This window comes from Arthrobacter sp. H41 (assembly GCF_000520535.1).
Lineage (GTDB): Bacteria > Actinomycetota > Actinomycetes > Actinomycetales > Micrococcaceae > Arthrobacter_D.
This window is the reverse complement of record NZ_KI914779.1, coordinates 39815-52000: the sequence shown is the minus strand read 5'-3', so window position 1 is coordinate 52000 and position 12186 is coordinate 39815. Positions and strand designations below refer to the sequence as shown.

Sequence of the window (12186 nt, the reverse complement as noted above, 5' to 3'; positions counted from 1 at the left end):
AGCACGAAACGAGCTGACCGGACCTCATTCCTCCAACGACCAGCTCACCAAACCGACCGCCGCAGAAGCCAAAAGGCTTCTGCGGCGGTCGCTTTTTGAGTTGCCGCAGGAATCAGGACCGAAAAAACTGGGTATGCGTCTCAGGCGCCCTCCCGACGACTGTCGGCCCAGTTCTCGGCAGCGGCCAGGTAACGTCGTGCTGCGGAAACCACCTCGTCAGGGTGGGGTTTGATCCAGGACCGCTCAAGATCGAAGAGGGCCTGCTGGGCAATCCGACGGGTCGAAGCCACCGCCGCCGAATCGATGCCGGTAATCTTGCTGTCAGGTATGGGGCTCATACAGGTCATTCGGAGCCACAAGGCTCCGGGAGCGCTTCAGGAGGTTACCAGGAGGTTAACCCTGCCCGGGTGCCGGTTTTGCCAAGCGATTGCTCGGCGGTACCAGAACGGCCGGGCAGTTGCTCTGCGGGTAACCCATCTGGAAGCCCCTCCGCTTCGAAGACAAAGCAGGCAGGCACATCGAGGTGAATGTGCACTCACCAGTGAAGGAATCTCCCATGATCAGCCCACGCAGCGACCGCCGCAGATACTCCCTGGCCTCCGCGGCGGTCGCTCTCCTACTGCTCACCGGCTGCGCGACGAACGCTCCGGCCGACCCCCAAGGAACGGCAGCGACGGCAGCTACGCCGTCGTCGACCGTCACGGCCACGCCCACGACGCCGGCACCCTCGCCACCGACCGCGCCCGTGACGCCGGCACCAGCATCCAACCAACTGCCGGTCCTGCCGGCATCGGCACCGGTCTCGTTCACCATTCCCGCCATCGATGCGGGATCCGAGCTGCTCAGTCTCGGCCTGCGTGAGAACGGCTCACTCGAGGTCCCGCCGGACGGACCCGGCGCCCCGGCGAGTTGGTACAACGACTCCCCCACGCCGGGAGAGCGCGGCCCGGCCGTCCTGCTCGGGCACGTCAACGCCACCGACGGCGGCCCAGGAGTCTTCGCAGACCTCCGCAGCCTCGAGGCCGGCGACACCATCGAGGTTGCCCGTGAAGACGGTACTACTGCCACCTTCATCTTCGACCGCGGGGAGCAGTACCCCAAGGACGAGTTCCCCACCCAGACGGTCTACGGCAACACCGCCGGGTCCGAACTGCGCCTCATCACCTGCGACGGCTACAATCCGGACACCGGCCAATTCGATGACAACTATGTCGTCTATGCGAAGTTGGCTGTCTAGCCCGATCACCCTGAAGGGCGGGTTCCCGGCCGGAATGCATGGTCACCTGCCCGCATCCCGTGTTCAACTGGGGGATAAGCCCAGCACCGGAAATTCGACACTGCCAGGCGCGTTGCGCCGCAACGGAAGGAACTCCCTTGACCGATCTCTCGGCAATCGCCCTCGTCTGTACATTGACCCCGTCACCGGAGCCTTCCAGCAGCGAGCTCATGGCACACCACATCCTCGATGAGCTGAAAGCCTACGGTGTGCAGTCGTCCCTGGTGCGGGTGGTCGATCACAACGTCAAGCGCGGGGTTCTGACTGACATGGGTGATGGTGACGAATGGCCGGCGCTGCGCGAGAAGATCCTTGCTGCCGACATCCTCATTCTTTCCACCCCCATCTGGCTGGGCCACCCCTCGAGCGTCGCCCAGCAGGTCATGGAACGCCTCGATGCGGAACTGTCCGAGACCGACGAGCAGGGCCGACCGATCATGTACGGCAAGGTGGCGGCGGTCGCCGTCGTGGGTAACGAGGACGGCGCCCACAAAACCATTGCCGACATGATGCAGGGGCTGAACGACGTCGGGTTCACCCTTCCTGCCCAGGGCGGTACGTACTGGGTCGGAGAAGCGATGCAGACCGTGGATTTCAAGGATCTGGACCAGGTCCCGAAACCGGTGGCGTCCACCAACGCAGGCCTTGCCCGCAACGCCGTCCACCTTGCACGGATGCTGCGGGAGAAGCAGTACCCGGTGGAGTGAGAAGGTACTAACGGCCAGTGCAGTTAGCGGGACTGTGCGTTGTAGCCCTGTTGCTCCATTGCCGCCCGCAACCGGGCCAGGCCGCCATGGATGCGCGACTTCGCTGTCGGCAGTTTCAGTCCGAGCCGGTCGGCCACCTGGGCATAAGTGAGGCCGTCATAGTAGGCGAGAGTGACTGCTTCGGCCTGGCGGACAGTGAGGGACGACAGGCACGACCGCAGCGTTTCGGTCATGATCGTGTGGTGGACGGTTTCGTCCACTGAATCGACCTTGACTGCAGACGCCTCCTGCGTGTGCCGGGCCCCCCGCTCCCGTGAGCTCTGCTCGCTGCGCACGCGATCGACCGCCCGGCGATGAGTGAGTGTGAAGAGCCAGCTCTGGGGGGAGCCTCGGGATGGATCGTATGTCCCGGCTGCCGTCCACACCTGGAGGTACACCTCCTGGACCACCTCTGCCGCCATGGCGGGGTTCTGGATGACCCTCAGGGCAAGTCCGTACACCCGCCGCGAGGTCCGCTCGTATAGCGCTTCGAAAGCCGCTTCGTCGCCATTCCCCACCTGGCTCACCAATCCGGCGAGTGTCTGCACTGTTGTATCCGCATCGCGGCGCTGGCTGCTGGGCTGGAACATAGGACCGACCTTTCCCAACAGGTGAGGAGTACACGACAAAAACCGCCCCTGGCGCAACGTTACAACACCAGTCACACCCGTAACAGCGGGGTGCGAAGTTGTTACATCGTCGACGCTCAGGAACTCAACTCGACCTGAACCAGTCCGGCCAGCGAGCGCAGCTCCTCTTCGTCTTCCCTGCTGAATTCCCGGGGCTTGTCGTCGATGACGCACAGCGTCCCGATCCTCCAACCGCCTGGCCCCGTCAGGGGGTGTCCGGCGTAGAAACGGATATGCGGAGCCTCAGTGACCAGGGGGTTCGCCGTGAACCGCTGATCGAGCAGGGCGTCGTCGACGATCATGGTGCGGGCGAAGCGAATGGTTTCATTGCAGAAGGAAATTTCGCGCGGCACGTTCTGGCCGATGGGCCCGGAGACGGACTTGATGAACTGATCCTCCTCACCGATCAGGGCGATCGACGCCGAACTCACCCCGAAATGGTCTCTTGCGCGTCGCGTGATTCGATCGAAGCGTTCCTCCGCCGGAGTATGCAGCAGGCCCGTTTTCCGAAGGGAGTCCAGTCGTCGGGTCTCTGCCTCTTCCGGAGCGGACCGCACCGAAGCCAGATCCGGGCAGGCGTCGTCTCCGAAGCTATCCGCTGCATAACCCGAGGCCAGGGCCACGGCTTCGGAACTGTAGTGCGCACGGCAGTCGGACGAGGCAATGTCGTCGAGCAGTTCATTGACCGCATGGGCTATGAGGTCCCGCTGCATCCGATCCAGGAGCAACAGCCCGTTCAGGTAGGCCGCTACTTCGACGTCGCCGCAGGTTCCACCCATGCTCGTGTAGTTCGTCCACACGTCATCATGGTCGACGCCGGGCCGGGACGCGGCTTCAACGGTGAACCAGTGCTGCCTGTTTGCATCCACGACAACTTCCCTCTTCATCAGACCTCAGGCTCGCCGTCCAACGCGCCCCTCAATTGAAGCACCTCGGATCCTGGAAGATCCGCAGCCTCGGCGATGACCATGGCATCCTCACCGTGGCGCAGCGCCGCGGCCACTGCCTCCTCGAGGTTCAGTGCAGCATGGTCGAACTCGAAGGCCGCGGCTTCCTTGTCCGCCGCCGCCACCTGGATCCGGTGGAAATCGTCTCTGTTCATGGCTTGCCAAGCCTTCCGTAGTAGTACCGAGTATCGAAGGAGGAACAACAACCAGGGGGCCCGGCAAGCCGATACTGCGCAGTCTCAATAAGCCCCCGAGAAGAGCATAAAGTATTCGTCCGAGCTGGACGGTTATTACCCGTCACAATGGCCGCAAGGCTAGGCTGGGCGAAGAAGAACGCAGACAAAAGGAGACACCGCCATGCAGATTCTTTTCAAGATCCTCGGAGCCGGTCTGAGCGTGGGCGCCGGTTTCATCGGCACCAAGCTCGTGGACGTCATCTGGCACAAAGCCACAGGTGAGGCCCCACCCAAGAGCAAGGACGGACTGGAGAACACCCTTCGCGCGGCACTGATCTTCGCGATCATCTCGGGGGCTGTCAGCACCACTATCCAGGTTCTCACCAACCGCACCACGCAGCAGGCCATTGAGCGTTTTGCAAGGACCCGCGGACTCACCTGAGCCGCCGAAGAAGGCCGAAAGGGTGTTCAGCCGGGATCCGGCTGGGCGCCCTTTTTTCTTCGGTCGTCCTTCCGCTGCCGAGCCGCCTTCTCCACCACGTCGTCGAGCTCGTCGATGGTCAGGAGGTCACGGCGCATATGCCGCGTCCGGTAGCCGGCCCGGCCCACCATATGGGCGGAAACGGGACTGGTCAGGAGCTGGAAGATCCAGCAGACCAGCAGCACGGGGATCAGCGCCCAGCTGCGGAACTCCACCGCAAGGGCAAGCAGGAACAGCAGCAGCCCCAGCACCTGCGGCTTGGTGGCCGCATGCATCCGCGACAACAGATCCGGAAACCGGACCAGGCCGACACCCGCGGCCAGGGACATCAGCGCTCCACTGATCAGCAGGACGGCGACGACGACGTCGAGCACCGACTGGGAATTTTCCACGATCATTTCCTGTCCGTAACAAAGCGGGCCACCGTGACCGAACCGATGAAGCCGACCACCGACGCCACCACCAGGAACACCAGGTTGTCGAGATTCCCGGTCACCACCATCCGGGTGGCAAGCGCTGCCCCGATGATGGCCAGCACGACGTCGAGCGCGAGGACACGGTCAAGGATCGACGGCCCGCGAGCGGCCCGGTACAGCGCACAGGCCGCGGCCACCGCGAGGATCGCACCCACGACATACGCCACGACGGTCATGACCGGGCCTCCCTTTCCCGCGCGAAGCGGTCCTCTGCCCGCAGCAGCGCCAAGTCCTCTTTCGTCCCCAGAATGCGGATGAGCCAGGCCTCCGTCGCCCGCACGTCGCGGCGGATGGTGTCGGCGTCGTCGTCGGAATTGATGTTCAGGCAGTGGAGGTAGAGGGTCGACGTCGAGCGGTCCACTTCAAGGACCAGGGACCCGGGAATCAGCGAGAGCGCGTGACCGGTCGCCGTGACGAGGAAGTCCGACGAGCTGCGCAACTGGACGGCGACCACGGCATTGCGGAGCCGTGGCCCCTTTGACAGCCCGAGCCAGAACACTTCGGCGCTTGCTGTCACCAGTTTGAACAGGAACCGGACAGTGAAGGGCACAGCCCACAGCACATTGAACCTGCCGCTGAGTTCCACGGGCGGAAGGTAGAACACGTTCGCCACTACATAGGCGATGATCGCTCCGAAAAGGAGATTGCCCGGACTGAAATCCTGCCACAGCGCACCCCACACGATCACGAGCCAGATCACCAGCGGCAGTTCGGTGATCAGCGGAATCCTCTGCCGAATCACCGCGCAACCCCTGTTCCCAGCACCGCGTCGATGTACGGGGTGCGGTCGAGCATCTCCTGCGCAGCACTGTCACTGAGGGTGAACAGCGGGCCTGCCAGCAGCGTGAGTGCCAGGCCCAGACCCACGAGGCCGGCGGTGGGCCCCACCATGGTTTTCGGCAGGAGCTGAACCGGGCTGCGGCCGGCGAACCGGCCCGATGACTTCCCCACCACGTGGCGTGAGGTGCGCAGCCTGGAGCCGTCCTCCTTCGTGGCGAGCAGGATCGGGTCGGGGTGGGTTGCGTCCGAGGGCTGCCGCCAGAACACGCGGTTCCAGACCCGCGCCATGACCAGCAGCGTGAGCAGGCTCGTCAGAATTCCGCCGGCAACCAGCACGTAGGCCAGGGGAGTTCCGAGTTCCACGCCGGCCTGGATCAGGCCCAGCTTTCCGAGGAATCCGGAGAAGGGCGGAATGCCTGCAAGGTTCATGGCGGGCAGGAAGAAGAGCACACCGAGGATCGGTGAGAGTTTGGCGAGTCCACCGAGACGGTCCATGTTGGCGGTGCCTCCTCTCCGCTCGATCAGGCCGGTGACCAGGAAGAGGCTCGTCTGCACGGTGATGTGGTGTGCCACGTAGTAGACGGCGGCGCCGAGCCCGATCCGGGTGGAGATCGCCAGGCCGAAGATCATGTAGCCGATGTGGCTGACGAGGGTGAAGGACAGCAGTCGCTTGATATCCGACTGCGCCAGGGCGCCGAGGATCCCCACCAGCATGGTCAGGAGCGCCACCACCATCAGGAGGGTGTTGATACGGTCCCCGGGGAACAACAGCGTTTCGACCCGCACCATCGCGTAGACGCCCACCTTGGTGAGCAGGCCGGCGAACACCGCGGTCACCGGAGCTGGAGCCGTCGGGTAGGAGTCGGGGAGCCAGAAGGACAGCGGGAACACCGCAGCCTTGATCCCGAACGCCACGAGGAGCATGAGGTGAAGCACCAACTGCGTGGCGGGGTCGACATCCTCGAGTTTCACCGAGAGGTCCGCCATGTTCACAGTGCCGGTGGCGCCGTAGATCATGGCGATCGCGATGAGGAACAGCATCGAGGACACCACGCTGACCACTACATAGGTCACACCGGCGCGGATACGCGGCGTCGTTCCGCCGAGGGTCATGAGCACGTAGCTCGCGGTCAGCAGGATCTCGAACCCCACATACAGGTTGAACAGGTCACCGGCAAGGAAAGCGCTCGAGACCCCTGCCACCAGGATGAGGTAGGTCGGGTGGAAAATCGACACGGGGCCGTCTTCATCGCCGTCCGTCGTACCCTGGCCCGTCGCGTAGATCAGGACGGCGAGACTCACCGCCGAGGACACCACGAGCATGAGCGCCGAGAACTGGTCCACCACCAGCGTGATCCCGAAGGGCGCGTCCCAGCCGCCCACCCGGACGGCGTGCGTGCCGTTGGGCGAGTTGAGCAGGAGGAGCACTTCGATGAGCAGTGTGACGGTCAGGGTCGAGATACTGACCGTGCGCTGCGTGCGTGAATGTCGGATGAGCATGAACGCCACGGCCGCTCCGAGGAACGGGAGGATGACGGCCAGTGGCGCAAGGTCGGCTACGTTCACTGCGCCTCCCTCGAATTGTTCAGTGGGCCCGGACGCTGGGAGCCGGGACGCTCCTCCGCCTCCTGGACGGTCTCCGCATCGGTGCCCTGGTCGGTGAACTCGGTGGTCTCGACGGGCACCTCGGCGTCATCCTCGGCGTCGAAGCTGCCCTGGCCCGCCACGCGGCGGTCCTCGATGTCGTCCTGCACGTCATCCTGGCGACCGAGCACCCAGGAGCGGTAGATGATTCCCAGCATGAAGGCCGTGACAGCGAACGAGATGACGATCGCCGTGAGGATCAGCGCCTGGGGAAGCGGATCCGAGTACTCCTCGGCAGGTGTTCCCGCGACGTAGAGGGGCGCCCTGCCCGCGGGACCACCGGTGGAGAGCAACAGGATATTGGCGCCGTTCGTCAGAAGGATCAGGCCGAGCAGCACCCGCGTCAGGCTCCTCTCGAGGATCAGGTACACGCCGGACGCGAAGAGGACCGCCATGACCACGAGCAGCGTGATGTTGACGCTCACTGGACAATCCCCTCCCCGGTCTCGGTGGACTCCTGGTGTCGGTTCTTGAGTGCGCCCTGCTCCTCGACCCGTGCCTGCCCCTCGCTGCGCTCGTCGATTTCGGATCCGAGGCTGCGCAGGACGTCGAGCACCAATCCCACCACGATCAGGTAGACGCCGATGTCGAAGATCGTCGAGGTGACGAACTTGATGTCCCCGAAAATCGGCAGCGCGAATTCGAAAATGTAGCTCTGGAAGATCGCCCCACCGAAAGCAAGGGGCGCGATGGCGGTGAGTGAGGCAGTGGCAAGGCCTCCGCCCAGCAGCAGGCCTGCGCTCACGGGACTCGCCTCGGCGAGCTCGAACCGACCGCCCGCGAGGTACCGCACCGTCAGCGCAAGACCAGCGGTGAGCCCACCCGCGAATCCACCGCCCGGAAGATTATGGCCCGCCAGGAGCAGATACACCGAGAGCATGATGATCGAGTGGAACAGCAACCGGGTCACGACTTCGAAGATGATCGACCGCCGCTCCGGGGCAAGTGTCCGGCCGGCCACCAGCCACGCATCCCGCGACACCGTCGAGAATTTTTTGGCCAGGGCGAGCGCAGCTTCCTCCCGGCCCGTCCGCGCGAGCGGTTCCTGGCCGCGGTCCACCGTGCCCGATTCGACGCCCACCGCGCGCCGCCGCTTGTCCCCCCTGCCCCGGACGAAGATCAGGCTGGCGATACCGGTCGCGGCGATCGCCAGGACCGACACTTCCCCGAAGGTGTCCCAGGCCCGGATATCCACCAGGAGGACGTTGACGACGTTCTCTCCACCGCCGTCGTTGTAGGCCAGGTCGGGATACGCGAGGGAGACCGGGGCGGCGGTGCGCGAGGCCATCGAGGACATCGCGATGACTGCCATGATCCCTCCGAAAGCAATTCCGAGGCCGGCGCGAAGAAGGCGGTGCCTGCTTCGCTCGCGGTTCCAGAGTCGCGCGGGGAGCGAGCGCAGGGCCAGGACGAAGGCCACCAGCACGATCGTTTCCACGAGGGTCTGGGTGAGGGCGAGGTCCGGCGCCCCCTGCAGCGCGAAGATCAGCGCCATGCCGTACCCGCTCACCCCGACCATCAGCACGGCCATGAACCGCTTGTTGGCCCGAACCGCGACCAACGCGCCGACGATGATCACGACGCCGGCGAGAGCCTGCGCGGGGGAATCGAACCATCGCCAACTGGCGGGCAGGGGTGCGTCGTACAGGATCAGCGCTGACAGCGGCGTCAGGATCGCTGTGGTGAGGATGACGAAGAGGTAGAAGGTCAGCGAACCACGCTGGGTGCGTCCGGTCACCCAGACCGCGACGTCGTCGAGCACCCCGATCGTCGTCCGATAGGAGCGCTCGGCGTCGAGCACCGGCCGGAACGTGTCCTGGGCCCGCTCGATGGAGTCGCGGAGCAGGAACAACAGGATTCCCGCCCCCAGCGTCAGCACCGACAGCAGCAGGGCCGGCGTCCACCCGTGCCACAGCGCGAGGTACACCTCTTCCTCGGGTGCGTCGAACAGCGAGACGTAGGGCTGGACGGCGGCATCGAGCGGTGCGGGCCACAGGCCGAAGGTGACGGTCGCAAGGGTGAGGACGGCTGGAGCGAACAGGAAGGACTTCCGCACGCGCCTGAAGGACGTGGGCTCCTGTTCCTTCTTCAGCGCGAACCCACCCCACAGGAAGCGGGCGCTGTACGCGAAGGTCAGGACCGAGCCGGTCACGATCCCGGTGAGGAGGAGGGCGCCCGGCAGCCCTTCGACCTCCGCAAGGTGAACGAAGGCCTCGTAGACGGATTCCTTCGCCACGAAGCCGAACAGGGGTGGGACCCCCGCCATCGACGCCGCGGCGACTGCAGCGATAACGGCGAGTCCCGGGGCCGAGCGTGCAATACCGGAAAGCTTCCGGATGTCCCTCGTTCCGGACTGGTGGTCGATGATGCCGACCACGAGGAAGAGCGTCGCCTTGAAGAATCCGTGGGCCAGCAGGAGCCCGAGCCCCGCCAGGGCGCCTTCCGGCCCGCCGAGCCCCACCACCATGGTCAGGAACCCGAGCTGGCTCACCGTCCCATAGGCGAGGATGAGCTTGAGGTCGAACTGGCGCAGCGCACGCCATCCGCCGATCAGCATGGTGGCGAGCCCAAGAACCATCAGGACGCCGAACCAGTAGGCGGACTCTGAGAAGCCGGGCGCAAGGCGCGCCACGAGGTAAATCCCTGCCTTGACCATCGCTGCTGCATGAAGATATGCGCTCACCGGCGTCGGTGCCGCCATGGCCGCCGGAAGCCAGAAGTGGAACGGCACGAGCGCCGATTTCGTCACGGCACCGACGAGCAGGAGCACCACGGCGACGTCGACCACGGCCCCGTTACCCAGGAGCTCCTCCGAACGGCCCATGATCTCGGAAAGCCGGTAGGTTCCCGCTGTCTGCCCGAGCATTACGATCCCCACCAGCATCGTGAGTCCACCGAGGGTCGTCACGATCAGCGCCTGGAGTGCGGCCCTGCGCGCTGCGAGGCGGTGCCGTGAGTAGCCGATCAGCAGGTAGGACAGGATGGTGGTCAGTTCCCAGAAGATGAACAGGAGAATGAGGTCGTCCGCGGTGACGAGGCCGAACATCGCGCCCGCGAATGCCAGGAGCTGCGCGCCGAAGGCCCCGACGTCGGGATCGTCCTTCTTGAAGTAGCGGGCGCAGTAGAAGAGGACCAGCGCTCCGACGCCGAGGATCAGGATGGAGAGCACCGCGGCCAGCGCGTCCATCCGGAACGCCAACTCGAGCTGAAGATCGGGGACCCAGGGGTAGACCACCGACGGCGGCACGTTCGGCATGGACGCCGTCGCCGTCTGATCGCTCCCGGTGTATTGGGGGTAGGTAGCCAGGAGCCATGCGAAACCGGCCGCGGGGACTGCGCCCAACACGTAGAAAGCCGATCGTCCCATCCGCTGGAAAAGCACCGGCGCCACCAGTGCCACTGCGAACAGGACGATCAGCAGTGGGAGCAAGTCGGTTTCCTGATCTTCCTGTAGAGGACGGTCGGGGAGGCTTACAACCATTCTACCTGAGGAATACTTTGGGACGTCCCGGTTCCTGTGTTCGCGGGCCCTGTGGGCTCGGCGTACAGCTAGCATGTGCGGTATGAGCCACAACCAGCAGTTGCCCGGGCCGGAAGCCCGTCTTTCGGCCGGGACCACGGCGCCCGCACCGACCGGGCGGATTCTCAGCAGGCCCGTGCTCGCCTGGGCATCCTGGGACTGGGGATCGGCAGCCTTCAACGCGGTCATGACAACCTTCGTCTTCACCGTGTACCTCACCTCGGAACCGTTCGGTGGTGAGGAGCTCGCCTCGCAGTACCTGGGCTGGGGACTTGCCGCCGCGGGAGTGCTGATCGCACTGCTTGCACCGGTCACGGGGCAGCGCTCCGACAGCGGCGGCCGGCGAAGGTTCTGGCTCGGCGTCAACACCCTGATCGTGGCGTCCCTGACGGCCCTGTGCTTTTTCGTTCTCCCGCGCCCCGAACTGCTCATCCTGGGAGTGGCGCTGATCGCCGCCGCGAACATCTTCTTCGAGTTCGCCGGCGTCAACTACAACGCGATGCTGGTGCAGATCTCCACCCCGGCCACCGTTGGCAAGGTCAGCGGCTTCGGCTGGGCGATGGGCTATGTGGGGGGCATCGTGGCGCTCGTCATCGTGCTGGTGGCCTTCATCCAACCCGTAGTCGATTGGCCGGGAGCGCAGACGGAGAACGGCCTGAACATCCGCCTCGTGGCGATTTTTTCCGCGGTCTGGTTCCTGGCCTTCGCCCTTCCCGTGCTGTTCACCGTGCCCGAAGTGCCTCGGCAGCCAAGAACCGCGCACCTCAGTTTCCTTGCTTCGTACGGGCTGCTGGTTCGCCGCGTGAAGGCGATCTACCGGACGAGCCCCCACACCATCTTCTTCCTGCTCGCCAGCGCCATCTTCCGTGATGGACTCGCCGCAGTCTTCACCTTCGGCGGCATCATCGCCGCAGGCACCTTCGACTTCGCCTTCAGCGAGGTCATCCTCTTCGCCATCGCGGGAAACATCATCGCCGCCGTCGGCTCGGTGATCGGGGGTTTCTTCGATGACCGGGCAGGGCCGAAGCGTGTGATCATCGCCGCCCTCATAGGCCTGTTGTTCGCCGGCACGGCCGTTCTGGTCCTCGGGGCCGAGACCTACACGGTCTTCGGCTACACCTGGACGGGGGATACGACGTTCTGGACGTTCGGCCTGATGCTCACACTGTTCGTGGGCCCCGCACAGTCATCCTCGCGGGCCTTCCTCGCCCGCCTTGCCCCCGCAGGCGAGGAAGGGGAGATGTTCGGTCTCTACGCGACCACCGGGCGCGCGGTGAGTTTCCTGGCGCCCGCCCTCTTCGCCCTGTCGATCGGTATCTTCGGGGAACAGCGCTACGGCATCGCCGGGATTCTGGTGGTGCTGCTGGCGGGCCTGCTCGTGCTGCTCCCGGTCAAACCGCCTGGAAGGGCTGCCGCCGCCGTCGTGCCGGGTGCCTGAACCAGCCCCTGACCCCGGCCGCTGACCCCGACTGACCCCCCACTGATTAAGCACCTATGGCGGCTTCGCCGCA

Annotated in this window: 14 protein-coding genes; 4 read left to right on the top strand and 10 right to left on the bottom strand. The window is 65.0% G+C overall.

Features of this window, described 5'->3' with window-relative positions; genetic code table 11:
- Window positions 1-140: 140 nt before the first annotated feature.
- On the bottom strand, window positions 141-338 hold the full coding sequence (locus tag Y705_RS0105940; RefSeq protein ID WP_026532195.1) for a hypothetical protein: 198 nt from the start codon (window positions 336-338) through the stop codon (window positions 141-143).
- 218 nt (window positions 339-556) lie between these two features.
- On the opposite strand from Y705_RS0105940, the gene Y705_RS0105935 reads away from it, so the two are divergent.
- Entirely contained in the window at window positions 557-1237 is a 681-nt protein-coding gene (locus tag Y705_RS0105935) for a class F sortase (RefSeq protein WP_026532194.1), read from the top strand.
- A 137-nt stretch (window positions 1238-1374) separates the two neighbouring features.
- Entirely contained in the window at window positions 1375-1983 is a 609-nt protein-coding gene (locus Y705_RS0105930; protein ID WP_026532193.1) for a flavodoxin family protein, read from the top strand.
- A 23-nt stretch (window positions 1984-2006) separates the two neighbouring features.
- Here Y705_RS0105930 and Y705_RS17775 read toward each other — a convergent pair whose 3' ends face one another.
- From Y705_RS17775 to Y705_RS0105915, 3 genes are all read right to left on the bottom strand, one after another.
- On the bottom strand, window positions 2007-2612 hold the full coding sequence (locus tag Y705_RS17775) for a sigma-70 family RNA polymerase sigma factor (RefSeq protein ID WP_049822348.1): 606 nt from the start codon (window positions 2610-2612) through the stop codon (window positions 2007-2009).
- 116 nt (window positions 2613-2728) lie between these two features.
- Window positions 2729-3520, bottom strand: a complete 792-nt coding sequence (locus Y705_RS17770; RefSeq protein ID WP_049822347.1) for a GAF domain-containing protein — start codon at window positions 3518-3520, stop codon at window positions 2729-2731.
- Window positions 3521-3537: 17 nt separating this feature from the next.
- The gene (locus Y705_RS0105915) at window positions 3538-3753 is read right to left on the bottom strand and encodes a hypothetical protein (RefSeq protein ID WP_026532192.1); all 216 of its coding nucleotides are present in this window, start codon (window positions 3751-3753) and stop codon (window positions 3538-3540) included.
- 202 nt (window positions 3754-3955) lie between these two features.
- Between Y705_RS0105915 and Y705_RS0105910 the strand changes: the two genes are divergently transcribed.
- Complete coding sequence (locus Y705_RS0105910; protein WP_026532191.1) at window positions 3956-4216, top strand: DUF4235 domain-containing protein; 261 nt, start codon at window positions 3956-3958, stop codon at window positions 4214-4216.
- Between the two features lie 26 nt (window positions 4217-4242).
- Here the strand turns inward: Y705_RS0105910 and mnhG are convergent, their stop codons facing one another.
- From mnhG to Y705_RS0105880, 6 genes are read right to left on the bottom strand one after another with little or no spacing between them, the layout of a single operon-like run.
- Complete coding sequence (mnhG, locus tag Y705_RS17765) at window positions 4243-4647, bottom strand: monovalent cation/H(+) antiporter subunit G (protein ID WP_275450801.1); 405 nt, start codon at window positions 4645-4647, stop codon at window positions 4243-4245.
- Between the two features lie 2 nt (window positions 4648-4649).
- Window positions 4650-4907: a monovalent cation/H+ antiporter complex subunit F gene (locus tag Y705_RS0105900; protein WP_026532190.1), complete on the bottom strand. Its 258-nt coding sequence runs from the start codon at window positions 4905-4907 to the stop codon at window positions 4650-4652.
- Window positions 4904-5473 (bottom strand): Na+/H+ antiporter subunit E, encoded by a 570-nt coding sequence (locus tag Y705_RS0105895; RefSeq protein ID WP_026532189.1) that lies wholly within the window; start codon window positions 5471-5473, stop codon window positions 4904-4906. Before Y705_RS0105895 ends, Y705_RS0105900 begins: the two co-directional genes overlap by 4 nt.
- A complete protein-coding gene (locus Y705_RS0105890; RefSeq protein WP_026532188.1) occupies window positions 5470-7077 on the bottom strand; it encodes a Na+/H+ antiporter subunit D in 1608 nt (535 codons plus the stop codon). Before Y705_RS0105890 ends, Y705_RS0105895 begins: the two co-directional genes overlap by 4 nt.
- Window positions 7074-7580, bottom strand: coding sequence for a Na(+)/H(+) antiporter subunit C (locus Y705_RS0105885; protein WP_026532187.1), 507 nt, complete (start codon window positions 7578-7580; stop codon window positions 7074-7076). Before Y705_RS0105885 ends, Y705_RS0105890 begins: the two co-directional genes overlap by 4 nt.
- Complete coding sequence (locus tag Y705_RS0105880; RefSeq protein ID WP_026532186.1) at window positions 7577-10585, bottom strand: Na+/H+ antiporter subunit A; 3009 nt, start codon at window positions 10583-10585, stop codon at window positions 7577-7579. Before Y705_RS0105880 ends, Y705_RS0105885 begins: the two co-directional genes overlap by 4 nt.
- Window positions 10586-10718: 133 nt before the next feature.
- On the opposite strand from Y705_RS0105880, the gene Y705_RS0105875 reads away from it, so the two are divergent.
- The gene (locus Y705_RS0105875) at window positions 10719-12113 is read left to right on the top strand and encodes an MFS transporter (protein WP_026532185.1); all 1395 of its coding nucleotides are present in this window, start codon (window positions 10719-10721) and stop codon (window positions 12111-12113) included.
- Window positions 12114-12186: the final 73 nt, after the last annotated feature.